The organism is Agromyces arachidis, assembly GCF_052805135.1.
The window spans coordinates 74,488-96,541 of the sequence record NZ_JBRBDK010000001.1; the positions used below are offsets into that span (position 1 = coordinate 74,488).

Genomic DNA, 22,054 nt, shown 5'->3' on the forward strand with positions numbered 1-22,054 from the left:
CGCTCAGCCCACCGGGGAGAACGCGCCGACGAGGCCGAAGAGGTCCTTGGGGTCGTCCGGATCGGCGACGAGGTCGATCCGCTGCTCATAGCGGGTTCCGGCCACCTGGTCGCGGACGTAGCGCAGTGCCGAGAAGTCCTCGATCGCGAAGCCGACGGAGTCGAACAGCGTGATCTGCTCGGCGCTCGTCCGCCCCGCCGCACGACCGGTGAGCGTCTCCCAGAGCTCGGTCACCGGGAAGTCGGGCGCCTTGGCCTGGATCTCACCCTCGATCCGGGTCTGCGGGGTGTACTCGACGAAGACGTCGGCGCGGTCGAGGATCGCCGGGTCGAGTTCGGTCTTGCCCGGGCAGTCGCCGCCGATCGCGTTCAGGTGCATGCCGGGCCGGACCCATTCGTCGGCGACCACGGTCGCGCGCGCCTTGTCGGCGGTGCACGTCGTGACCACGTCGGCGCCGTCGAGCGCCTCGGCGGCGCTGCCGGCGACCTCGATCTCGAATCCGAGCGGGAGCATGTTGCGCACGAACTTGGCGATCGCGTCCGGGTCGACGTCGTACACGCGGAGCTTCGTGATACCCAGGGCGCTGCGGAAGGCGAGCGCCTGGAACTCCGCCTGGCTGCCCGTGCCGATCATCGCCATGACCTCGGAGTCGGGCCGGGCCAGCAGCTTCGCGGCGAACGCCGACGTGGCCGCGGTGCGGAGCGCGGTGAGGACCGTCATCTCGGCGAGGAACGTCGGGTAGCCGTTGTGGACGTCGGCGAGCACGCCGAACGCGGTCACGGTCTGGTAGCCCCGCGCCGGGTTGGACGGGTGGCCGTTGACGTACTTGAACGCGTACGACTCGTGGTCGCTCGTCGGCATGAGCTCGATCACGCCGAACGGCGTGTGGCTGGCCACACGCGGGGTCTTGTCGAATCCCTCCCACCGGGCGAAGTCCTGCTCGAGGTACTCCATGATCCCGGCGATGATGTGCTCGGGTCCGGTGCCGGCGACCCAGCCGACCATGTTGCGTACGTCGACGAAGCTCGTCATCGGTGTCCTTTCGTGTGAGTGCAGTTCAGGCTAATTCCCGACGATATGCCTCAGCAACGACCTCAATGCTCACGGAACGTCGCCGAGAAGTGCACATCGATCACTGCGGACGTACGATGTGCGCATGAACCATCTCGACGACCTCGACCGGCGACTCCTGGCGCTCCTCCGCGAGGACGGCCGGGCGCCGGTGGCCGAGCTCGCGCGGCGTCTCGGGGTGGCCCGTGCGACCGTGAACGGGCGCATCGACCGGCTCGTGGCATCCGGCACCATCATCGGGTTCTCGGTGCGCGTGCGCGACGAGGCCGACCCGCTCGCGATCCACGCGATCTCGTTCGTCGAGGTCGAGGGCCGCAGCACCGACGACGTGATCCGCCGGCTCCGCGGCTTCCCCGAGATCATCGCGCTGCACACCACCAACGGCGGATGGGACCTCGTCGCCGAACTGCGCACCGAGACGCTCGGCGACTTCGATCGCGTGCTCGGGCGGATCAGGTCGATCGAGGGCGTCGTCAACAGCGAGACGAGCCTGCTGCTCAGCTCCGTGCTGCGCTGACCCCCGTCACGGCGCGGCCCCCGCGGTCGTGTCGCCGGGAGGACGGAGCTGCAGCGCCTGCCGGGTCGTCTCGCGCACCGCCGCGACGCTGAAGGCCCACGGCCGCATGTCGCCGGAGCGCCACAGCTCGGCCTGGTCGTCGTAGTTGGGGTGGAACGCGTGGCCGGACGTGCCCGTGAGGTTGATCCAGGTCGAGTCGTCGAAGTCCGAGAGGTCGACCACCATGCGCATCGACGGCACCCAGTCGACCTCGTAGCCGACCGAGGCGTCCCATCCGTTCGCGTCGACGATCGCGGAGCCGCCGCCGAGCCCGAACGGCCCGCGGTTGAAGACCCACTCGAACGCGCCGATCCCGGACGAGCCGAACGTCGAGTGCTCGAGGCTCAGCGTGTGCAGCGTCCCCCATCGCCACTGGGCCGGGTCGTCGCCCATCAGCGCGCCGGCCTCCGACCACGCGGCGTCGAGCGAGGCCGCGAGGACGGCGTCGCGACCGGCGGCGCCGGTCTCGTCGTCGGTCCACCAGGCGTCGTCCGGCTGGCCGAGCAGCGTCTGCACGACCGAGAACCAGCGGTCGCCGCCCTCCGGCCGGGTCGACTCGGGCAGGTCGCCGAACATGCGGTCGAGCAGGGTCCGCCAGAACACCGCGAAGTACGCCGCCTCGGCGCTGTCGGCGGCCGCGGAGGCGTCCCAGCCGTCGAGCAGGCGTGCGCCGCGCGCCGCGCCCCCCTCGAGGTCGAGTTCCGCGATGACCGGGAGCAGCGCCGCGGCGTTGGCGTCGTGGGTGTCGAGCTGGAGCTCGGCCATCCGGTCGGCCGTGAGCGGCTCGCCGGACGCGATGAGCTCCGCCAGGCGCACCTCGATCCGCTCGGCGCGGTAGCCCAGGTCCCAGTCGCGGGTGAGGACCGGTCCGTCGTCGTCGACGGCGTTGTTCGCGGTGACGAGGTATCCCCGGTCGGGGTTGAGCACCGAGGGCAGGTCGCCGAAGTCGACGAGGCCGGTCCATCCGTTCGCGCTCGTCCATCCGGGCATCGGGAGGGTGCCGTCGCCGGCGGCGCGGACGGGGATCCGCCCGGGCGCCTGGTACCCGATGTTGCCGTCCACGTCGGCGTAGACCAGGTTCTGGGCCGGGACGTCGAAGACCTCCGCAGCGGCGCGGAACTCCTCCCAGCTGCGAGCGCGGTTGATCGCGAGGATCGCGCTCGGCGTGGTTCCGGGCGTGAGCGCCGTCCATTGGAGCGACACCGCCGACTCCGACTCGGCGGCCGCCGGCGGTTCGCCGGGCGTGGCGACGGCGGCGTAGCCCTCGGCGACGCGCCCGAGGTCGGGGGTGGTGCCGCTCACGATGGGCCCGCGACCGGTCTCGCGGACGGTGATGGTCACCGGCTCGCCGCCGGCGACCTCGATCACCTCCTCGCGCGTCGTGAGCGGGACCAGCGCGCCGTCGAGCTCGTAGGAGTCGCCCTGCACGCGCTCGAGGTAGAGGTCGGCGACATCCGGCGCGAGGTTCGTGAGGCCCCACGCGATGCGGTCGTTGTGGCCGATGACGACGCCGGGCAGTCCCGCGAAGCCGAATCCGGCGACGTCGTAGTGGCACGCCGCGTTCACCTGCGCGCACCGCAGGGCGGTCTGGGTCCAGATGGAGGGCATCGCGGGGCCGAGGTGCGGGTCGTTGGCCAGCAGGGGTAGGCCCGATTCGGTGAGCGCGCCCGAGACGACCCACGAGTTCGATCCGAGGTCGCCGCCCTCGGGGCCGAGCAGCTCCGGCATGCCGTCGATCACGCCCGCCAGCGAGGCGAGCGCGTCGAGGTGCGCCGGGTCGGGAACCGCAGCCCCGACGGCGGCGGATTCCGCGCCCGAGACGCCGATCGGCCGCACCGCCTCGGCGGCGGGCGACGCGGCGACCGGCCCGTCGACGATGGTCGGCTTGGCACCGAACGGGAACGCCGGGTGGAGTCGGGCGACCTCCTCCGGCGGCAGTTCAGCCGACAGCAGTGCGCGGTCGATCTCGTCTCCGAGGTTCGACCGGAGGTCCCACGCCATCGCCTTGAGCCACGCGATCGAGTCGATCGCCGTCCAGGGCTCCGGCTCGTAGCCGGGACGCTGCAGCGAGAGCAGCGCGTACTCGAGCGAGAGCGCGGCGCCGGAGCGGCGGTCGAGGTAGGCGTTCACGCCCTCGGCGTACGCGTCGAACGCGGCGCGCGTGGGGGCGTCGAGCAGGCCGTACTCCTCCTCGGCGACGCCGCGCCAGTCGAGGGTGCGCACGAAGGCGTCGGTGGGCACCTGGGACTCCCCGAAGAGCTCGGCGAGCCGGCCGGCGGTCGCGTGGCGCCGCACGTCCATCTCCCAGAAGCGGTCCTGGGCGTGGACGTAGCCCTGCGCGAAGAAGAGGTCGGCGTCGGTCTCGGCGACGATGTGGGGGATTCCGGCGTCGTCGCGGTACACCGCCGCCGGGGCCGAGAGGCCCGAGACCACGATGCGGCCCGTCGCGGTCGGGAACGAGCGCTGCACGGTCCACCAGCCCACGCCCGCGGCGACCACCGCGATCACCAGCACCGCGACCAGCAGGCCGACCCAGAAGCGGCCCCACCCGTGCCGTGCGGTCCTCGGCGCGTCCGTCCCCACGTCACTCCTCCGTGCTCGTCGCATCGCCCCGTCGCGCATGCGCACGGCCGCCTGCGGGGCGGCCCGGGTCAACACCATACCCCGCCCGCCGCGTGCGGCCGGGTGCGACCGCGGGCGTGTGCTACGCGTGCAGCGCGGTGTTCAGCACGACCCCCTCGCCCGAGCGCGAGAGCACCTCGACGCTGCCGTCCAGCGAGTTGCGGCGGAACAGGAGGTTCGGCCGCCCCGAGAGCTCGACGGCCTTGGCGACCCGGTCCCGCTCGCCGCCGGCCCCCTTGACGACGACCTTGGTGCCGGCGGTGACGTAGAGCCCGGCTTCGACGACGCAGTCGTCGCCGACCGAGATGCCGATGCCGGCGTTCGCGCCGAGCAGCGCGCGCTCGCCGATCGACACGCGCTCCGTGCCGCCGCCCGAGAGGGTCCCCATGATCGACGCGCCGCCCCCGATGTCGCTGCCGTCGCCGACGACCACGCCCTGCGAGATCCGTCCCTCGACCATCGAGGCGCCGAGGGTGCCGGCGTTGAAGTTCACGAAGCCCTCGTGCATGACCGTCGTCCCGGGCGCGAGGTGGGCGCCGAGCCGGACGCGCGAGGCGTCGGCGATGCGCACCCGGTCCGGCGTCACGTAGTCCAGCAGGCGCGGGAACTTGTCGAGGCCCGTCACGTGGATGCCCGCGCGCTGCAACGCGGGCCGGAGCCGATCGAGGTCGGCGGGGAGCACGGGCCCGGCACTGGTCCAGGCCACGTTCGGCAGGTGGCCGAAGACGCCGTCGAGGTTCAGCCCGTTCGGTCGCACGAGCAGGTGCGACAGCAGGTGCAGCCGCAGGTAGGCGTCTGAGGTCCCCGCCGGCGGCTCGTCGAGCCGGATGGCGAGCCGCACGGCTTCGACGCGCACGTCGCGGCGGTCGTCGGCGCCGACGGCCCCGGGCGGCGGCGACCACGACTCGGGCTCCGGGTCGGGCAGCGGTCCCAGCCGCGGCTCGGGGTACCAGGTGTCGAGCACGGTGCCGTCGGCGGCGATGGTGGCGAGGCCGTCGCCCCAGGCGGCGGGCGCGGACGGGTTCGACGAGTCTGCGGGCATGCCACAAGGGTACCGAGGCGGCTCGCGCCGGGTCGGCGGATGACGCGGCTCCGCGTCCGCGGCATGCGCCCGCCCGCCCGGCCCGCCGTAGACTCGACGGCATGGCTGCCCACGTCCGGCCCACGGCCGAGCTCGACCTGTCCGCCGACGTCGTCGCCATCACGCAGGCGATCTGCGACGTGCCGAGCGTCTCCGGCGACGAGGGGCCGCTCGCCGACCTCATCGTCGACGCGCTCGCCGAGGCCGTGCACCTCGAGGTGATCCGCGACGGCGACACGATCATCGCGCGAACGAACCTCGGCCGGGCGCGCCGCGTGGTGATCGCGGGCCACCTCGACACCGTGCCGATCAACGACAACCTGCCGACGACGTTCGAGGAGGTCGACGGGCGCCGCATCCTCTGGGGTCGCGGCACGGTCGACATGAAGGCCGGCGTCGCGGTGCAGCTCAAGCTCGCGCACGATCTCGTCGACCCCGCGGTCGACGTGACCTGGATGTGGTACGACCACGAGGAGGTCATGGCCGACCTCAACGGACTCGGTCGCGTGCTCCGCGTGCACCCCGAGCTGTTCGAGGCCGACTTCGCGATCCTCGGCGAGCCGACGCGGGCCGAGGTCGAGGGCGGGTGCAACGGCACGCTGCGCGTCGACCTGCGGGCCCGGGGGAGGCGTGCGCATTCGGCCCGCAGCTGGGTCGGCGAGAACGCGATCCACAAGCTGGCGCCGGCGCTCGAGCGGCTCGCGGCCCATCGCCCCGAGACGGTCGAGGTCGACGGGCTCGAGTACCGCGAGGGCCTGAACGCGGTCCTCGTCCACGGCGGCGTCGCCGGCAACGTCATCCCCGACGAGGCCGTGCTGACCCTCAACTACCGGTTCGCGCCGAGCCGGTCGGTCGAGCAGGCGACCGCCCACGTGCGCGAGCTGTTCCCCGAGTACGAGGTCACCGTGACCGACTCGGCCGAGGGTGCCCGGCCCGGCCTGGACGACCCGCTGGCACGGCAGTTCGTCGCGGCCGTCGGCGCCGACGCGAGGCCCAAGTACGGCTGGACGGACGTCGCCCGTTTCAGCGCGCTCGGCATCCCGGCCGTGAACTTCGGCCCGGGCGACCCGATGCTCGCGCACGCCGACGACGAGCGGGTCGACTGCGACGAGATCCTCGCCTGCGAGCGGGCGCTGCGCGCCTGGCTCACCGGCGGCGCCGAGCCGCCCGCGTGAGCGACGTCGCGATCGACGGGCGTCGACCGGACCCGGCCCGCCACGGTCGGTGGTCGCCGCGCGTTCGATGGCGCCTGCTCCCGTGGTGGGCGCGCGTGCTGGTGGTGTACGCCGCCGCGCGGCTCGCGACCACCGCGATGGTGATGCTGCTGGCTCGCGAGCAGGGGGCGAACCCGTGGACCGGACCCCGGCCGGGGTACTTCGAGTACGCCAACATCTGGGACGCGCGGTGGTACTCGCTCATCGCCGCGCTCGGGTACCCGGTCGAGCTGCCCGTCACGGACGAGGGCCGCGTCGCCGAGAACGCGTGGGCGTTCCTCCCGGTGTACCCGGGCATCGTGCGGATCTTCACGACCGTGGGGCTCCCGTGGGATGTCGCGTCGGTGCTCGTGGCCCTCGCCGCCGGGCTCGGCGCCGCGCTGGTGTTCCACCGCCTCATGTCGCGCTTCCTCGACGCCGACCAGGCGATGTTCGCCGTCGTGCTGTTCTGCGTCGCCCCCGTCGCGCCGATCATGCAATTCGGCTACGCCGAGTCGCTCGGCTTCCTGTGGCTCGTGCTCGCCCTGCTCCTCCTCGTCGACCGCCGGTACGGATGGCTCGTGCCGGTGCTCGCCGTCTGGGCCTTCACCAGGCCCGGCGCGCTCGCGTTCGCCCTGACGCTGGGCCTGCACTGGATCGTGCGATGGCTCTCGCGCGACCGGGACCCGTTCCCGGGACGGGAGCGACTGGTCGTGGCATCCGTCACCGTCTTCGCGGGCGTGGCCGGGCTGGCCTGGCCGCTGATCGCCTGGGCGGTCACCGGGTCGCCGACCGCGTACACCGACACCGAGCTCGCGTGGCGGTCCGCCTACATCGGCTACGTCGACCTCGTGCCGCTCACGCCGTGGTTCCAGTCGGGCGTGTGGTGGCTCGGCCAGCCGATGGGCACGATCGTGCCCATCGCCCTCGTCGCCGCGTTCGCGCTGGCCCTGTTCTCGCCGTGGGTGCGGCGGCTCGGGGTCGACATCCGGCTGTGGCTCGCGAGCTACGCCCTCTACGTGTTCGCGGTCTTCTTCCCGCAGTCCAGCACGTTCCGCATCCTGGCCCCGTTGTTCCCGATCGTCGGCGCCGCCGCGATCCCGCGATCGCGCTGGTGGCGCGTCGGCCTCGTGGTGCTGTTCCTCGCGCTGCAGGCCGGATGGCTCCTCATCTGCTGGGGCATCGACGGGGCCGACTGGACGCCGCCCTGATCCACAGAACCGGAGGGGAGTACCCGGCGCGCTCCGCAGTACGGGATAATGGAGGTTCAGCCACGAAAGGGGTAGCTCAATGGCGGCCATGAAGCCACGCACTGGAGACGGACCGATGGAGGCTGTGAAGGAGGGGCGCCTCATCATCGTGCGCGTGCCGCTCGAAGGCGGCGGCCGCCTCGTCGTCTCGGTGAACGACGCTGAGGCCAAGGAGCTCTACGACGTCCTCGGCGGCGTCGTGAACGCTGCCTGAGGTCAGGCGCCCAGCTTCACGATCTGCAGCAGGCCGTCCCCGGCCGGCGAGATGGCGGTGACGACGGCGGAGGAGCCCGCGAGTTCCGAGATGAGCCCGCGGAACGCCGTCGCCGCGTCGTCCCGTCGCGCCGGGTCGGCCACCCTCCCCTTCCACAGGGCTCGCGCCACGAGCACGCTCCCGCCGGGCTTGGCGAGCCGGAGGCCGTGCTCGACGTATTCGATGACCGATGCGGCGTCCGCATCGACGAACACGATGTCGTACGAACCCTCGTTCATGCGGGGGAGCACCTCGCTCGCCCGGCCCGCGATCAGTCGCACCCGCGCGGGTGCGATCCCGGCCTCGGTGAAGTGCTCGCGCGCGTGCTGCTGGTACTCGGTCTCGGTGTCGATCGAGGTCAGGTGGGCCCCGCGCGCCGACTGCAGCATCCACAGTCCGGAGACGCCGACGCCGGTGCCGATCTCGATGATCGCCCGCGCGCCCGCCGCTGCCGCGATCACCGCGAGCTGGGCGCCCACCGCCGGCGAGACCGGCTCGACGCCGAGCTCGAGGGACTGCTGACGGGCCTTCGCGATCGACTCGGATTCGACGACCGACTCGTCGACGTACTTCCAGTTCAAGTCGTGTTCGGACACGTGGCGACTCCCGGGGTTCTCTCGACCCCCCAGCCTAGGGGCGCGACCGCGGGAGCCACGCACGCCTCGCCGCCCAGTATCCTTGACGACATGGGCGGCCTGACCTTCGACAAACTCCTCATCATCGGGGTGATCGCCGTCTTCCTGCTCGGCCCCGAGCGCCTGCCGCACTACGCCGCGCAGCTCGGCCGCCTCGTGCGGTCGCTGCGCGACCTCGCCAACGGCGCCAAGGACCGCATGCGGCAGGAGATGGGGCCGGATTTCGACGACGTCGACTGGCAGAAGCTCGACCCGCGGCAGTACGACCCGCGCCGCATCATCCGCGAGGCGCTGAGCGAGGTCGACCCGTTCGCCGAGCCGGCGCGACCGGTGGTCGCCCGCGCCGCGGTCAACGAGAACTCCGCGTACCTCCAGCGCAAGCGAAAGCGAGAGGCGCTCGCCGCCGGCGAGGGAGCTCCGTTCGACTCCGAGGCGACCTGAGCCGACGGGCCGACCCTGGCGTACCGGCCACGCCCGAGGTGCCCGTCAGGCGCGGCGGATGGCGCGGAGGACCCGCGCGAGGAGTACGAGCGGGGCGGCGAGCCGTGCGTACTCCGCGCCGGTGTGCGGCAGGGGGATGACGCGCCGGTTGACCGAGATCGTGACGGGGTCGACGAACCGCTTCAGCCCCTCCGGCCCGTTCCGACGTCCGATGCCCGACGCCTTGAGCCCGCCCATCGGGGCGTCGACGGAGCCGAAGCTGCCGCGGTAGCCCTCGTTGACGTTCACGCTCCCGGCGTCGATCTCGTGCGACAGGCGCAGTCCGTGGCGGGTCGAGCCCGTCAGCACCGAGGCGTTCAGTCCGTAGTCGGACTCGTTCGCGAGCAGCACCGCTTCGGTCTCGTTCTCGACGACCGCGATGCTCGCGATCGCCCCGAAGGTCTCCTCGGTGGCGACGCGCATGTCCGACGTGACGTCGGCGAGGATCGTCGGCTCGAACGCCCACGGGCCGATCTCCGGGCGGGCGCGGCCGCCGACGACCACGCGGGCGCCCTTGCCCACGGCATCGTCGAGATGGGCGGTGACCCGCTCGAGCTGGCCGGCGGTGGCCAGGCTCCCGTAGTCGGCGTCGTGGTCGAGGCCCGAGCCGATGCGCGGATCGGAGAGGCGGGCCGCGAGTGCCGCCGTGAACGGCTCGGCCACCCGGCGGTGGACGTAGATGCGCTCGATCGACACGCACAGCTGGCCCATCGACGAGAAGCACGCGTGCGCGGCATCCGCGGCGGCCTGCTCGACGTCGACGTCGTCGAGCACGATGAGCGCGTTCTTCCCGCCCAGCTCGAGCGATGCGCCGACGAGCCGGCGACCGGCCTTCTCGGCGATGCGCCGGCCGGTCGCGGTGGATCCGGTGAAGCAGATGTAGTCGACCTCGTCGGTGAGCGCCTCGCCGGCTTCGCCCGGTTCGCCCGCGACGACCGCCCAGAGCGCCTCGGGGAGGCCGGCGTCGATGAAGGCGCGCCGCAGGGCCAGCACCGACAGGGCGCCCTGGTCGTCGGCCTTCTGCACGACGGCGCACCCGGCGGCGAGCGCGGGGACGACATCCATCGCGCCGAGGCTGACGGCGTAGTTCCAGGGCGTGATGACGCCGACGACGCCCTTGGGCCGGTACCGCACCCGCGCGGAGAGCACGATCGGGATGCCCGCGCGCCGGCGACCGCCGCGGAGCACGCCTCGCGCCCTCACCGCGTTCCACCGGGTGACGGATGCCGCCTGGAACACCTCCTCGAAGGCCTGGCCGCGGGTCTTGCCGCTCTCGAGCTGCGTGAGGTCGAGGAGCTGCTCGCGGCGGTCGAGGATGAGGTCGTGCGCGCGCAGCAGCAGCCGGCGCCGCTCGGCGAACCCGAGGCGGGCCCACGCCACCTGGGCGAGCCGCGCGCGCGACACGGCGCCGCGCACGTCGTCGGCGCTGGAGCGCGGGAGGTCGAACAGGGGCTCGCCCGTCGCCGGCGACGGGACGGGGATGCTCCGCCCGCTCGAGGCGACGAGGTCGCCGAGCAGGGTCGCGAGCGAGGAGAGGACCGGCGTTCGGGTGTCGGCGTTGGTCACGCGGTCAGTCTAGGCCGATCGCCCGGCGGCCCCGCCGGCGTCGCCGCCTACAGGCCGCAGCGCTCGGTGTAGTACGCGTACAGGTCGGCCTTGAGGGCGTCGCCGGCGGCGATCTCGAGCGAGCCCGCCCGGCCGTCGTCGGTCTCGAGCACGAACGGCAGGATGGTGCCGCGCTTGTCGTCGGCGATGGCGTGCGCGTCGCAACGGGCGGGACGCACGGGCAGCGCCACCTCCGACGGCGCCGTGCCCGGCGACACGTCGAGGTCGAGGGTCCAGCCCTGTCCGTCCTCGTCGCCGATCAGCGTGGTCGCCGTCACGCCGTCGATGCGCAGGCTGCCGGAGCCGGACGCCACGGGGTCGATCCCGACGTCGATCCACGCCCGCGCCTCGGATCCGGTGCCGGTCGTGCGCAGGCGTTCGGGCAGGGTGATCGCGGCGACGGCCGCCACGGACTCGGCGAGGCACTCGGTGTCGGCGATGCGGGCCATGGTGTCGAACGGGTCGTCGGGCACGAGGACGCCCGACCGGCGGGCGTCGGGGCCCGACGCGGTCTCGACGTCGATCTCGATGCCGGCCGGGTCGCCGTCGCACACAGTCGCGGTGAGGTCGAGGCGGATGTCGATCGCGTCATCCGTCGTCAGCTCGAACGGCCGGTCGCGCGCCATGCCCGGCTCGAGCGCCGGCGAGCGCACCTCGATCGCGGTCACCGTGACCGGCTCGCCGGTGTTCTCGAAGTGCAGCACCAGGCGCCCGTCGGGCACGTCGAACCGGCCCTGCTGCACCGAGACGGTGAGCCCGTCCGGCAGTCCGTCGTCCGTCGCCGGCGCGGACGGCGTCGCGCACCCCGCGACGAGCGCCGCGATCGCCGTGCCGAGCAGGGTCAGGAGCGACGCGCGGGCGGTCATCGCACCGAGACGTCGAGGCGTCGCCCGGACAGCGAACGCGGGCGCCGGGCGAGTGCGTCTGCCGCCAGCTCGATGGCCCGGGCGGCGGGGTCGTCCGGCTCGGCGATCACCACGGGCACGCCGTCGTCGCCGCCGCGGCGGAGCGCGACGCTGAGCGGCACGGTCGCCAGCAGCGGCACCTCCGATTCGGCGCCCTCCGACAGCCGGCGGGCCACTTCGGCACCCCCGCCGGTGCCGAACAGGTCGAGCATGGAGCCGTCGGCCTGGGCGAATCCGGCCATGTTCTCGACCACGCCCACCACCTGCTGGCCCGTCTGGCGCGCGACCAGGCCGGAGCGCTCGGCGACGTCGGCCGCCGCCGGCTGCGGAGTGGTCACGACGACCACCTCGGCGTTCGGCAGCAGCTGGCCGAGCGAGATGGCGACGTCGCCGGTGCCGGGCGGGAGGTCGAGGAGCAGCACGTCGAGGTCGCCGAAGTACACGTCGGTCAGGAACTGCTGCAGCGTGCGATGCAGCATCGGTCCGCGCCACGCGACGGCGACGGAGGAGCCGCGCCCGCCCGGCGTCGTCGGCTCGACGAACATGCCGATCGAGACGACCTTCACGCCGTGCGCCACCGGGGGGAGGATCATCTCGTCGACGCGAGTGGGGCGCGGCGCGTTCCCCTGCTCGTCGACGAGCCCGAGCAGGCCCGGGATGGAGAACCCGTGGACGTCGGCGTCGACGAGGCCGACGGCCAGCCCCCTCGCGGCGAGCGCGACGGCGAGGTTGGCGGTGACCGTCGACTTCCCGACCCCGCCCTTGCCGCTGGTGACCGCGATGACGCGCGTCAGCGTGCCCGGTCCGAACGGGTTGCCCCGGGCGCTCCGTCCGCCGCGCAGCCGCTCGGTGAGGGCGTGCCGCTGCTCGGGCGTCATGACGCCGAGGCGGACGACCGCGTTCCCCTCGCCGACGACCGCCTCCGCGGCCGCTCGCACGTCGCGCTCGATGCGGTCCGAGGCGGGGCAGCCGACGATCGTCAGCCGGATGTCGACCTCGACCCCGCTCGCGGTGGCGGTGACCGCCTCGACCATGTCGAGTTCGGTGACCGGCTTGCGGATCTCGGGGTCGATGACGCCGGCCAGCGCGGCGCGGACGGCGCGCTCGACGTCGGCGCGCGGCATCCGGGTGGGCGCCGCGTCCTCAGGATGCGGCATTGGTCCCGTCCTCCTCGTCGCGGCGGTCGAGCTCCTCGAGCACCTGCCGCAGCTCCTGCCGGATGAAGTCCTTCGAGGCGAGGTCGCGCACGGCGAGCCGCAGCGCCACCACCTCGCGGGCCAGGTACTCGGTGTCGGCGAGGTTGCGCTCGGCGCGCTGCCGGTCCTGCTCGATCTGCACCCGGTCGCGGTCGTCCTGGCGGTTCTGGGCGAGGAGGATCAGCGGGGCCGCGTACGACGCCTGCAGCGAGAGCACGAGCGTCAGGGCGATGAAGCCGAGCTCGATCGAGTCGAATCGCCACGGCGCCGGCGCGAACGTGTTCCAGATGATCCAGAACGCCACGAACAGGGTCAGGCCGAGGAGGAACCAGGGCGTGCCCATGTTGCGCGCCACCCACTCGGTGAACCGGCCGAACCGGTCGCGGTCCCGGGGGAGTCGGAGCGGAGCGGCGGAGCGTCCGAGCCCCTTGGGGGTGTCGAACCGCCGATCGTCGGTCTCAGCGCGTGCCATCTCCTGCCCTCCTTCCGGGTGCGATCGGGATGCTGCCGGTGGCGAGCTGGGCGCGGGCGGTCGCGCGTCTGGTCACCTCCGATTCGGACTCGGGATGACTTCGCCAGTCGTCGGGGAGCAGGTAGTCGAGCACGTCGTCGATCGTGACCACCCCGACGAGGCGGTGCTTCTCGTCGACGACCGGCACCGAGACGAGGTCGTAGCTGGCCAGGATCCGGCTCACCTCGGCGGCGGACGTGTCGGCGGTGACGGGCTCCAGCCCCTGGTCGATGAGGGAGCCGAGACGCTCGTGCGGCGGGTAGCGGAGCATCCGCTGGAAGTGCACGATGCCGAGGAACCGGCCCGTCGGCGGCTCGTACGGCGGGAGCGTCACGCACACCGCCGCGCCGAGCGCCGGAGGCAGGTCGTGGCGGCGGATCAGGGCGAGCCCCTCGGCAACGGTGGCGTCGGCCGACACGATGATCGGCTCAGTGGTCATCAGGCCGCCCGCGGTGTCGGGGCCGTACGACAGCAGGAAACGGACGTCCTCCGCCTCCTCCGGCTCCATCAGCTCGAGCAGGTGCTCGCCGCGCTCCTCGGGCAGCTGGGCGATCAGGTCGGCGGCGTCGTCCGGCGACATGTGGTCGAGCACGTCGGCGGCCCGGTCGTCGCCGAGCTTGGCGAGGATCTCCACCTGGTCGACCTCGGGCATCTCCTCCAGCACGTCGGCGAGGCGGTCGTCGGGGAGCTCCGCGGCGACCTCCTGTCGCCGGCGCGGCGGCAGGTCGAGCAGCGTCGTGGCGAGGTCGGCGGGCTTGAGCTCGGAATAGGTCGCGATGAGCTGCTCGGCGGACTGCGCCTCGCCCGCCGCGGTGAGCTCCCGGACCTCGCGCCAGGTGACGTAGGCGGACGGTCCCTTCGCGAACGGCGACGCGCTCGTCTTCGGCCGCCGCACGAAGAGCTGGTCGACCTCCCATTCGCCGGGGTCGCGCTCCTCGATCGCGACGTCCTCGATCGTGGCGTTGCCCGACCCGTCGTTGAAGCCGACCTTCCGGCCCAGCATCTCGGCGATGACGCGGACCTCGCCGCCGCGCTGCTCGAAGCGGCGCAGGTTGATCAGCCCGGTCGTGATGATCTGCCCGCCGCCGATCGAGGTCACGCGCCCGATCGAGACGAACACGCGGCGCTTGCCGGGGATCTCGACGATGAGGCCGACGACGCGCGGCGGGTCGGACTTGCGGTAGACGACGAGCACGTCGCGCACCTTGCCGACGCGGTCTCCCGCGGGGTCGAAGACGGGGCACCCGGCGAGTCGGGCGACGAAGACTCTCGTGGCGCTCACATCCCCAACTTACCCCGCGCGACCGCCTTCGGGCCCGGGCCCGGGCGCGCGTGGGAGAATGGCCCGGTGAGCACGCAGAGTCCGTTCGGCGGCCGACTCGGCCGCACCTATCCCACGTTGCCCAAGGGCGAGACGATCGCGAGCTACGAGACCTACCAGGAGGCCCAGTCGGCGGTCGATCGCCTGGCCAAGGCCGAGTTCCCCGTCAAGGAGCTCTCGATCGTGGGCCACGACCTCACCACCGTCGAGCGCATCACCGGCAAGCTCACCTGGGGTCGGGCGGCCGGCGCCGGCGCGCTCTCCGGCGCGTGGTTCGGCACCTTCCTCGGCCTGCTGCTGTTCATCTTCTCGCCCGACGCGCTCGGCATCCTCGGCGCCGCGATCCTGATCGGGGCCGGGTTCGGCATGATCTTCGGCGTCGTGTCGTACTCGCTGAACCGCCGCCGACGCGACTTCACCTCGGTGATGCAGGTGCTCGCCACGCGCTACGCGATCATCGGCGAGCCGCAGCACGTGGCTCGCGCGCGGGACGTGCTGGGCGTGACGGATGCCGCGGCGCCGGCTCCGGTCGTCCCCGCCGCGCCGACCCCGGCCGGGACGGCACCGGCGCAGCCGACCGAGTCGCCGGCCGAGCCCGTCGCCGGCGAGCCCGTCGCCGGCGAGGGGGACGAGACCGGACCGTCGGCCGATCGTCCCGCGGCGGCCGAGCCCGCGAACGACGCGCGCCCGCTCACCTACGGCGAGGCGCAGGACGCGCGACGTCGCGCCGCACGCGAGGGCCGCGACGCGGGCGAGGCCTGACGAGGCGGCACCGCCCGCCGCGGGCGGTCGCGCCGCAGCGGGTCGGCGGTTTCCGCCGTCAGCCGCGCGCTGCGCGGACCCACGCCTCGACCTCGTCGGCCGTGCGCGGGATCCCGGCCGACAGGTTCTCGGCGCCGTCGGCGGTGACGAGGATGTCGTCCTCGATCCGCACGCCGATGCCGCGGAACTCCTCCGGCACCGTGAGGTCGTCCGCCTGGAAGTAGAGCCCCGGCTCGATGGTGAAGACCATGCCCTCCTCGAGCACCCCGTCGAGGTACATCGAACGCCGCGCCTGGGCGCAGTCGTGCACGTCGAGTCCGAGGTGGTGGCTCGTGCCGTGCACCATGTAGCGCCGGTGGTACTGGTTCTCGGGCAGCAGCGACTCCTCGGCCGAGACGGGGAGGAAGCCCCACTCCGCGGTGCGCTTCGCGATGACCTCCATCGCGGCGGCGTGGATCTCGCGGAAGATCGCCCCGGGCCGGACGATGCGGAACGCGGCGTCCGCCGCCTCGAGCACGGCCTCGTAGACCTGGCGCTGCACCGGCGAGAACGTGCCGTTCACCGGGAACGTGCGCGTGATGTCGGCGGTGTAGTAGCTGTCCATCTCGACGCCGGCGTCGAGCAGCACGAGGTCGCCGGGGACGACGGGCCCGTCGTTGCGGGTCCAGTGCAGGATGGTGGCGTGCGGCCCGGCGGCGGCGATCGACGCGTACCCGACGTCGTTGCCGTCGAGGCGGGCACGCGTGGCGAAGACGCCCTCGATGACCCGCTCGCCGCGCACCTCGCTCGTGATGCGGGGCAGCTCGGCGAGCACCTCGGCGAACCCGCGCTCGGTGGCGTCGACGGCGGCGCGGAGCTCGGCGACCTCGAAGTCGTCCTTGACCAGGCGCAGCTCGGAGAGCACGCGCGCGAGGTCGGCGTCGGGCTCGTGCTCCGCGTTGACCTCGAGGCTGAACGGGGCGTCGGCTGCGTTCGTCGAGAGCGCCGCCTCGGCCGCGTACCGCAGGCGCGCGTGGTCGACCCGCTCGGTGATCGACGCGTCGGCCTCGCGCAGCACGAGGGTCGCGGTGTCGACCGAGTCGACGACCGCCTCGAGTTCGGCGATCCCGCGCGTCTCGACCTGCAGGTCGGCCGCGACGTGGGCGAGCGAGGGGCGCGGGCCGATCCAGAACTCGCCGATCGCGGGGTTGGCGTAGAACTCCTCGGAGTCGCGCCCGGCCCGCTCGCGGAAGTACACCGTCGCGGTGTGCCCGTCGCCGTCCGGGTCCATCACGAGCACGGCACCGGGCTCGGAGTCCGATGCCCAGCCGGTGAGGTGGGCGAAGGCGGAGTGGGCCCGGAACGGGTAGTCGGTGTCGTTGGCGCGCTGCTTCATGTCGCCGGCCGGGATGATCAGCCGCCGGCCGGGGAACGCGGCCGAGACCGTCGCGCGTCGCCGGGCGGCGTACGCGGCCTGCGCGCGCGGGCCCGGCGTCGTCTCGTCGCGTTCGGCCCAGCCGCCGCCGATGAACGACTTGAAGCCCTCGGATTCGGGGGTCGTCGATCGGTTGGCGTTCCGGCCGGACTCCTCGGCCGTGGTCTCGTCGAGGGTGCGGGCGTCGGGGGCCGTCGCGGTGGCGTCGCCGGAGTTCGTCATGCGTCCATTCTCGCACCGAGCCCCGGCGCTCACTCCCGGGCGAGGACGGCCACGACCGGGCGGTGGTCGCTGCCGGCGTCGTCGTAGCCCTCGAGCACCCGGAACGCCTCGACCGACCAGCCGGGCGTCGCGAGCACGTGGTCGATCGGACTGCCGAGCAGCGCGGGGGTGCCGGTCGGCCAGGTGCCGACGCCGCCGGCGCCGCCGGCGATCGCCGCGTCGGCGCATCGTCCGAGGTCGCCCCCGTCGACGCCGCGTCCGGCGAAGTGGTCGACCGTCGCGTTGAAGTCGCCCGCCATGATGACGTCCGGCCCGGTGCACTGCTCGGCGAGCCAGTCCAGGTCGCTGCGCCAGTTGCGCAGCTCCCAGCGGATCGGCGCGACGGCGTGGACGGCGATGATGCGCGGACCGGAACCCGAGACGGGATCGGCGACCACGCTCGGCAGCGTGTTCGTGTTCCCCGGCGGGCCGGGGCCGTCGGCGCTGACGACGTCGTAGTCGCCGAGCTCGGGCGTGATGAGGATGGTGGTCGATCGTGCCTTGGCGATCTCGTCGAACGCCTGCGTGTGCACCCACATGGGCCGGCCGCCCTCGCGCATCGCGATCGCGACCTGCTCGCCGAGGGACTCCGTGGTCTCCGGGAGCACGACGATGTCGGCCCCCTCGTCGAGCGCGAGGCCGGCGATCGTGCCCGCGTCGGGCACCTCGCCGAGCGTGTTCCAGGAGAGGACCGTCACCGAGTCGGGGGCGTCGGTCGCCGCGGCCCCGCCGATGCCGATTCCGCGGACGACGAGCACGGCGGCGTTGCCCATCGCGAAGAGCAGGAGGATCGACGCCATGGCCGCCCCGAAGGCGCGGGCCGACCGGTTCGTCGCCAGCACCACGAAGATCACGGATGCCACGGCCGCGCAGAGCGCGGCGGCACCGCGGAGCGCGACGACGTGCGCGGCGATCCACTGGTTCTGCAGGCCGAACGCCTGCGGCCAGACGAGGACGACGGCGAGGACTGCGGTGCCGATCGCGGACATCCAGCCGAGGGTGCGGGGGAGCATCGCGTCCCAGCGTAGGCCAGCCCCCCGGACGACACGCGCGAGGCGCCCGTGAGTCGGCTGGGATCCGTCGGGAACGCCGAGCCTACGATATGAGGATGGCCGACTTCCCCGACGCCGTCCGGGCCGACCTGCACACGCACTCCACGGTCTCCGACGGCACCGACACGCCATCGGCGCTGGCCGCCGCGGCGGCGCGGGCGGGACTCGAGGCGTTCGCCATCACCGACCACGACTCGACCGCGGGGTGGGCCGAGGCCGCGGCATCCGCCCGCGAGCACGGGGTCGTGATGATCCCCGGGATCGAGCTCTCGACGCGAGTGCAGTTCGCCAGCGTGCACCTGCTCGGGTTCCTCGTCGATCCGCGCGAGGCGGGCCTGGTCGAGGAGACCGCGCGCATCCGCGAGTCGCGGCTGACCCGGGCGGAGCGGATCGTCGAGCGCATCGCGGCCGACTACGAGCTGACGTGGGACGACGTGCTCGCCCAGACCGCCGACGGCACGACGATCGGTCGCCCGCACATCGCCGACGCGCTCGTCGCGCGCGGTCACGCCCGCACCAGGTCCGACGCCTTCGCCGGCATCCTGCACTGGCGGTCGGGGTATGCGAGACCGCACTACGCGCCCGACCCGCTCACCGGGATCCGGCTCATCCGCGCGGCCGGCGGGGTGCCGGTGCTGGCACACCCGGGGACCCGCGGCGCGGAGGACGTCCTGCCGGAGTCGCGGATCCGCCAGATGGCCGATGCCGGGCTGTTCGGCATCGAGGTCGACCACCCCGAGAACACCGAGGCGGCGAAGCCGCGCCTGCGCGAGCTCGCCCTGCGGTTCGGCCTGGCCGTCACGGGCTCGAGCGACTACCACGGCCTCGGCAAGCCGAACCGGCTGGGCGAGTACACGACCGCACCGGAGGTGGTGGCCCGCATCCTCGCAGAGGGGACCGGCTCATCGCCCGTCCGCCCGACCGCCGTCGACCGGACGGCGGACTGAACCTCGGGAGCGACCCGCCGGGCGGGCCGCTCCCGAGGGGTCAGGCCTGCGCGGCCGGGGCTGCGGCGCCGCCGGAACGGCCGCCGCGGCGACGGCGCCGGCGCGGGGCCGGCTTGCCGTCGTGGTGCTCGTGCCCCTTGCCGTCGTGCGTGCCGGCGCCCGGCTCCTTCACCTCGGCCGGGGCGCCGGCCTCGGTCGGAGCCTCCGCGGGGGCCGCACCGTCGGGCCGCCCGCCACGGGTGCGGCGGCGCGAGCGCGACCGCGCGGGGCGGGTCGCGTCATCCGAGGGCGACTCCTTCTCGCGCCGTCCCGCGGTGCTCGACCGGGCCGGGGGAGCCGTCGGGGCGGGCTTGAGCCGCCCCTTGGTGCCCTCGGGGATGTCGAGGTCGGTGTAGAGGTGCGGGCTCGACGAGTAGGTCTCGGTGGGCTCGGGCTGGCCGAACTCGAGCGCGCGGTTGATGAGGGCCCACTTGTGCAGGTCGTCCCAGTCGACGAACGTCACGGCGATGCCGGTCTTGCCCGCACGGCCCGTCCGGCCGGCGCGGTGCAGGTACGTCTTCTCGTCGTCCGGGATGGTGTGGTTGATCACGTGGGTCACGTCGTCGACGTCGATGCCGCGCGCCGCCACGTCCGTGGCGATGAGGACGTCCTTCTTGCCGGCCTTGAAGGCGGCCATGGCCCGCTCGCGCTGGTCCTGGTTGAGATCGCCGTGCACGGCCGCCGCGTTGAAGCCGCGGTCGTTGAGCTCCTCGACGAGCTTGGCCGCGGCCCGCTTCGTGCGCGTGAAGATGACGGTCTTGCCCCGGCCGTCGGCCTGGAGGATGCGCGAGATCACCTCGTCCTTGTCGAGCGAGTGCGCACGGTAGATGAGGTGCTTGATGTTCGCCTGCGTGAGGCCCTCGTCGGGGTCGTTCGCGCGGATGTGGATCGGGCGCGTCATGAACCGGCGCGCCAGCGCGACGATCGGGCCGGGCATGGTCGCCGAGAAGAGCATCGTGTGGCGGGTCGCGGGGGTCTGCGAGAACAGCCGCTCGATGTCGGCCAGGAAGCCGAGGTCGAGCATCTTGTCGGCCTCGTCGAGGACCATCTCGCCGACGTTCTTGAGCGACAGCAGTCGCTGGCTCGCGAGGTCGAGCAGGCGGCCGGGGGTGCCCACGACGATCTGCGCGCCCGCCTTCAGCTGCTCGATCTGGCCCTCGTACGCCTTGCCGCCGTAGATCGAGACGATCTTGGTCGGCCGGTTCGACGCCGCGAGCTCGAGGTCCTCGGTGACCTGCACGCACAGCTCGCGCGTCGGCACCACGATGAGCGCCTTGACGCCGCCCTCGGGGTCGTCGCCGAGGCGCTGGATGAGCGGCAGTCCGAAGCCGAAGGTCTTGCCGGTGCCGGTCTTGGCCTGGCCGATGATGTCCTGGCCGGAGAGGGCCAGCGGGATGGTCTGCTCCTGGATCGGGAAGGCATCGACGATGCCCTTCCCGGCGAGGGCGTCGACGATGTCGGGCGCGATGCCGAGTTCGGTGAACGTGGTCAAGTATCTGCCTGTCGGTGATGCGGAATGAGAGGTGCGCCCTGTTCCGATCCCAGGCGCACGGCCGCGGTTCCATCGCCCGCGTGCACGGACAGCCTATCCGAGGCGGCTGGGAGCGCCCGGATATGCTGTCGGACATGGTGAACCGGTCACGAGCGCGGATGCCGCGTCCCGACGCGCCGCGGCTGCGACCCCGAGTGGCCGCGACCGAGCTGACGCGGATCGACTTCACCGAGATCGTGCCCGAGCCGGTGCCGTTCCTCGGCCAGGCCGCCTACATCCAGCTCGAGTTCTTCGAGAGCCTCGCTCGCGCCGTCGCGACCGCGCCGGACCTCGCCGCGAAGGAGGGGCTGAGCGCCGCCGCGGGCGTCGCGCTGCGCAAGCACCACGACCTCATCGCCGAGCTGCGACGCCTCGGCGCCGAGCCGGCCGAGGTGATGGCGCCGTTCGCGCCGGCGACCGACCGGTTCCGCCAGGCCACGTCGGGCGCCGACTGGTACGAGCTGCTCCTCGGCATCCACATCACCTCGGGCATGCTCGACGACTACTTCGCCCAGCTCTCCGAGGGGCTGCCCGCCGAGCTCGGCGCGCGCGTCCGCGGCATCCTGGGCGAGCGCGGTGCGAGCGAGGTGGTCGAGCGCGAGCTCGCCGCGGCCATCTCCACGCACCCCACGCTCGACGATCGACTCGCCCTCTGGGGTCGCAGCCTCGTCGGCGACACGCTGCTCATCGCGCACTCGGCGCTCCGTGCCGCCGAGGCGGGGCGGACCATCGGCGCCGACGTCGAGCCGGTCTTCACCGAGCTCATCGCCGCGCACACCCGCCGGATGGACGCCCTCGGGCTCACGGCCTGAGTCGGGTGTCCCCGCGGTCAGCCGCGGGTGACGCCGACCTTCGCGAGGTGCGCGAACAGCTCGGCGTCGTGGCGCTCGCGGCGCGGGCCCAGGACCATCGCCGCGGCGAACGAGGCGAGCCCCGCCGCCACGAGCGAGATCACCCAGATCCAGCCGCCGTCCCAGGCCAGGCCGATCCACGTGGAGGCGACCCAGACGACGGCCGCGACGGCCGCGCCGATCGCCGGGACCACGACCACGCCGTGCATCGTGCGACGGGGCACGGCGTAGCGGGCGGCGAGACCGAGCAGCGCGCCGCCGATCGTGACGAAGAGCAGCTCCATCAGCCGACGAACCCGATGCGGCGCGCCTCTTCGGTGCCGATCTCGACGTACGCGAGCGCCGCCGCGGGCACCACGTACACGGCCCCCTTCGAGTCCGTCAGCCGCAGCACCGGCGACTGGCCGGTCAGTGCGGCGGAGACGGCCTGCTCGACCTCCGCCGCCGTCTGCGAGGTCTCGAAGCCGAGCTCGCGGGGGGAGTTCTGGATGCCGATGCGAAGGTCCACGGTGCGCCTT

22 protein-coding genes are annotated in these 22,054 nt (G+C 73.2%); 8 read left to right on the plus strand and 14 right to left on the minus strand.

Annotation, left to right across the window (positions count from 1 at the left end; translation table 11 throughout):
- Positions 1-3 precede the first annotated feature (3 nt).
- The gene (gene ocd, locus ACUY4T_RS00380; protein WP_446016919.1) at positions 4-1,032 is read right to left on the minus strand and encodes an ornithine cyclodeaminase; all 1,029 of its coding nucleotides are present in this window, start codon (positions 1,030-1,032) and stop codon (positions 4-6) included.
- A 124-nt stretch (positions 1,033-1,156) separates the two neighbouring features.
- On the opposite strand from ocd, the gene ACUY4T_RS00385 reads away from it, so the two are divergent.
- Positions 1,157-1,588 carry an Lrp/AsnC family transcriptional regulator gene (locus ACUY4T_RS00385; protein ID WP_446016920.1) on the plus strand — a complete coding sequence of 144 codons (432 nt, stop codon included), beginning with the start codon at positions 1,157-1,159 and terminating at the stop codon, positions 1,586-1,588.
- A 6-nt stretch (positions 1,589-1,594) separates the two neighbouring features.
- Here ACUY4T_RS00385 and ACUY4T_RS00390 read toward each other — a convergent pair whose 3' ends face one another.
- A complete protein-coding gene (locus ACUY4T_RS00390; RefSeq protein WP_446016921.1) occupies positions 1,595-4,210 on the minus strand; it encodes a penicillin acylase family protein in 2,616 nt (871 codons plus the stop codon).
- A gap of 121 nt (positions 4,211-4,331) precedes the next feature.
- Positions 4,332-5,291 carry a 2,3,4,5-tetrahydropyridine-2,6-dicarboxylate N-succinyltransferase gene (dapD, locus tag ACUY4T_RS00395; RefSeq protein ID WP_446016922.1) on the minus strand — a complete coding sequence of 320 codons (960 nt, stop codon included), beginning with the start codon at positions 5,289-5,291 and terminating at the stop codon, positions 4,332-4,334.
- A gap of 101 nt (positions 5,292-5,392) precedes the next feature.
- On the opposite strand from dapD, the gene dapE reads away from it, so the two are divergent.
- The 3 genes from dapE (at position 5,393) to ACUY4T_RS00410 (ending at position 7,987) form a co-directional block, all read left to right on the plus strand.
- Positions 5,393-6,505: a succinyl-diaminopimelate desuccinylase gene (gene dapE, locus ACUY4T_RS00400; protein WP_446016923.1), complete on the plus strand. Its 1,113-nt coding sequence runs from the start codon at positions 5,393-5,395 to the stop codon at positions 6,503-6,505.
- Positions 6,502-7,734: a hypothetical protein gene (locus ACUY4T_RS00405; protein WP_446016924.1), complete on the plus strand. Its 1,233-nt coding sequence runs from the start codon at positions 6,502-6,504 to the stop codon at positions 7,732-7,734. Before dapE ends, ACUY4T_RS00405 begins: the two co-directional genes overlap by 4 nt.
- A gap of 79 nt (positions 7,735-7,813) precedes the next feature.
- Entirely contained in the window at positions 7,814-7,987 is a 174-nt protein-coding gene (locus ACUY4T_RS00410) for a DUF3117 domain-containing protein (RefSeq protein WP_019179788.1), read from the plus strand.
- A 2-nt stretch (positions 7,988-7,989) separates the two neighbouring features.
- On the opposite strand, the gene ACUY4T_RS00415 is transcribed toward ACUY4T_RS00410, so the two are convergent.
- Positions 7,990-8,622 (minus strand): O-methyltransferase, encoded by a 633-nt coding sequence (locus ACUY4T_RS00415; RefSeq protein ID WP_446016925.1) that lies wholly within the window; start codon positions 8,620-8,622, stop codon positions 7,990-7,992.
- A gap of 90 nt (positions 8,623-8,712) precedes the next feature.
- Here ACUY4T_RS00415 and ACUY4T_RS00420 point away from each other — a divergent pair, with 90 nt between their 5' ends.
- Positions 8,713-9,102 (plus strand): twin-arginine translocase TatA/TatE family subunit, encoded by a 390-nt coding sequence (locus tag ACUY4T_RS00420; RefSeq protein WP_446016926.1) that lies wholly within the window; start codon positions 8,713-8,715, stop codon positions 9,100-9,102.
- A 45-nt stretch (positions 9,103-9,147) separates the two neighbouring features.
- Here the strand turns inward: ACUY4T_RS00420 and ACUY4T_RS00425 are convergent, their stop codons facing one another.
- The 5 genes from ACUY4T_RS00425 to ACUY4T_RS00445 are packed head-to-tail and all read right to left on the minus strand — an operon-like array spanning position 9,148 to position 14,640.
- Entirely contained in the window at positions 9,148-10,707 is a 1,560-nt protein-coding gene (locus tag ACUY4T_RS00425) for a succinic semialdehyde dehydrogenase (protein ID WP_446016927.1), read from the minus strand.
- Between the two features lie 47 nt (positions 10,708-10,754).
- The gene (locus ACUY4T_RS00430) at positions 10,755-11,612 is read right to left on the minus strand and encodes a hypothetical protein (RefSeq protein ID WP_446016928.1); all 858 of its coding nucleotides are present in this window, start codon (positions 11,610-11,612) and stop codon (positions 10,755-10,757) included.
- On the minus strand, positions 11,609-12,808 hold the full coding sequence (locus ACUY4T_RS00435; RefSeq protein WP_446016929.1) for an Mrp/NBP35 family ATP-binding protein: 1,200 nt from the start codon (positions 12,806-12,808) through the stop codon (positions 11,609-11,611). Before ACUY4T_RS00435 ends, ACUY4T_RS00430 begins: the two co-directional genes overlap by 4 nt.
- Positions 12,795-13,319: a DUF1003 domain-containing protein gene (locus tag ACUY4T_RS00440; RefSeq protein ID WP_446016930.1), complete on the minus strand. Its 525-nt coding sequence runs from the start codon at positions 13,317-13,319 to the stop codon at positions 12,795-12,797. The genes ACUY4T_RS00435 and ACUY4T_RS00440 overlap by 14 nt, the downstream gene beginning before the upstream one ends.
- On the minus strand, positions 13,306-14,640 hold the full coding sequence (locus tag ACUY4T_RS00445) for a magnesium transporter MgtE N-terminal domain-containing protein (RefSeq protein ID WP_446016931.1): 1,335 nt from the start codon (positions 14,638-14,640) through the stop codon (positions 13,306-13,308). Before ACUY4T_RS00445 ends, ACUY4T_RS00440 begins: the two co-directional genes overlap by 14 nt.
- Before the next feature lie 66 nt (positions 14,641-14,706).
- Between ACUY4T_RS00445 and ACUY4T_RS00450 the strand changes: the two genes are divergently transcribed.
- Positions 14,707-15,441 carry a YflT domain-containing protein gene (locus tag ACUY4T_RS00450; RefSeq protein WP_446016932.1) on the plus strand — a complete coding sequence of 245 codons (735 nt, stop codon included), beginning with the start codon at positions 14,707-14,709 and terminating at the stop codon, positions 15,439-15,441.
- A gap of 58 nt (positions 15,442-15,499) precedes the next feature.
- Here ACUY4T_RS00450 and ACUY4T_RS00455 read toward each other — a convergent pair whose 3' ends face one another.
- Complete coding sequence (locus ACUY4T_RS00455; protein WP_446016933.1) at positions 15,500-17,077, minus strand: aminopeptidase P family protein; 1,578 nt, start codon at positions 17,075-17,077, stop codon at positions 15,500-15,502.
- A 29-nt stretch (positions 17,078-17,106) separates the two neighbouring features.
- The gene (locus tag ACUY4T_RS00460; protein ID WP_446016934.1) at positions 17,107-18,129 is read right to left on the minus strand and encodes an endonuclease/exonuclease/phosphatase family protein; all 1,023 of its coding nucleotides are present in this window, start codon (positions 18,127-18,129) and stop codon (positions 17,107-17,109) included.
- Between the two features lie 95 nt (positions 18,130-18,224).
- Between ACUY4T_RS00460 and ACUY4T_RS00465 the strand changes: the two genes are divergently transcribed.
- Positions 18,225-19,115, plus strand: a complete 891-nt coding sequence (locus tag ACUY4T_RS00465; RefSeq protein ID WP_446016935.1) for a PHP domain-containing protein — start codon at positions 18,225-18,227, stop codon at positions 19,113-19,115.
- Between the two features lie 40 nt (positions 19,116-19,155).
- Here ACUY4T_RS00465 and ACUY4T_RS00470 read toward each other — a convergent pair whose 3' ends face one another.
- Positions 19,156-20,646 (minus strand): DEAD/DEAH box helicase, encoded by a 1,491-nt coding sequence (locus ACUY4T_RS00470; protein ID WP_446016936.1) that lies wholly within the window; start codon positions 20,644-20,646, stop codon positions 19,156-19,158.
- 134 nt (positions 20,647-20,780) lie between these two features.
- Between ACUY4T_RS00470 and ACUY4T_RS00475 the strand changes: the two genes are divergently transcribed.
- A complete protein-coding gene (locus ACUY4T_RS00475; protein WP_446016937.1) occupies positions 20,781-21,497 on the plus strand; it encodes a ferritin-like fold-containing protein in 717 nt (238 codons plus the stop codon).
- A gap of 17 nt (positions 21,498-21,514) precedes the next feature.
- Here ACUY4T_RS00475 and ACUY4T_RS00480 read toward each other — a convergent pair whose 3' ends face one another.
- Together ACUY4T_RS00480 and ACUY4T_RS00485 are read right to left on the minus strand one after the other, a co-directional pair.
- Positions 21,515-21,820: a hypothetical protein gene (locus tag ACUY4T_RS00480; protein WP_446016938.1), complete on the minus strand. Its 306-nt coding sequence runs from the start codon at positions 21,818-21,820 to the stop codon at positions 21,515-21,517.
- Complete coding sequence (locus ACUY4T_RS00485) at positions 21,820-22,044, minus strand: DUF3107 domain-containing protein (protein WP_446016939.1); 225 nt, start codon at positions 22,042-22,044, stop codon at positions 21,820-21,822. The genes ACUY4T_RS00480 and ACUY4T_RS00485 overlap by 1 nt, the downstream gene beginning before the upstream one ends.
- Between the last annotated feature and the right edge of the window lie 10 nt (positions 22,045-22,054).

Excerpts from the sequence above, each read along its gene's own strand:
- ACUY4T_RS00385 (WP_446016920.1), top strand. The coding sequence starts at position 1,157 with ATGAACCATCTCGACGACCTCGACCGGCGACTCCTGGCGCTCCTCCGC.
- dapD (WP_446016922.1), bottom strand. The coding sequence starts at position 5,291 with ATGCCCGCAGACTCGTCGAACCCGTCCGCGCCCGCCGCCTGGGGCGAC.
- ACUY4T_RS00430 (WP_446016928.1), bottom strand. The coding sequence starts at position 11,612 with ATGACCGCCCGCGCGTCGCTCCTGACCCTGCTCGGCACGGCGATCGCG.
- ACUY4T_RS00455 (WP_446016933.1), bottom strand. The coding sequence starts at position 17,077 with ATGACGAACTCCGGCGACGCCACCGCGACGGCCCCCGACGCCCGCACC.
- ACUY4T_RS00480 (WP_446016938.1), bottom strand. The coding sequence starts at position 21,820 with ATGGAGCTGCTCTTCGTCACGATCGGCGGCGCGCTGCTCGGTCTCGCC.
- ACUY4T_RS00440 (WP_446016930.1), bottom strand. The coding sequence starts at position 13,319 with ATGGCACGCGCTGAGACCGACGATCGGCGGTTCGACACCCCCAAGGGG.
- ACUY4T_RS00435 (WP_446016929.1), bottom strand. The coding sequence starts at position 12,808 with ATGCCGCATCCTGAGGACGCGGCGCCCACCCGGATGCCGCGCGCCGAC.
- ACUY4T_RS00410 (WP_019179788.1), top strand. The coding sequence starts at position 7,814 with ATGGCGGCCATGAAGCCACGCACTGGAGACGGACCGATGGAGGCTGTG.
- dapE (WP_446016923.1), top strand. The coding sequence starts at position 5,393 with ATGGCTGCCCACGTCCGGCCCACGGCCGAGCTCGACCTGTCCGCCGAC.
- ACUY4T_RS00460 (WP_446016934.1), bottom strand. The coding sequence starts at position 18,129 with ATGCTCCCCCGCACCCTCGGCTGGATGTCCGCGATCGGCACCGCAGTC.
- ACUY4T_RS00475 (WP_446016937.1), top strand. The coding sequence starts at position 20,781 with ATGGTGAACCGGTCACGAGCGCGGATGCCGCGTCCCGACGCGCCGCGG.
- ACUY4T_RS00465 (WP_446016935.1), top strand. The coding sequence starts at position 18,225 with ATGGCCGACTTCCCCGACGCCGTCCGGGCCGACCTGCACACGCACTCC.
- ACUY4T_RS00420 (WP_446016926.1), top strand. The coding sequence starts at position 8,713 with ATGGGCGGCCTGACCTTCGACAAACTCCTCATCATCGGGGTGATCGCC.
- ocd (WP_446016919.1), bottom strand. The coding sequence starts at position 1,032 with ATGACGAGCTTCGTCGACGTACGCAACATGGTCGGCTGGGTCGCCGGC.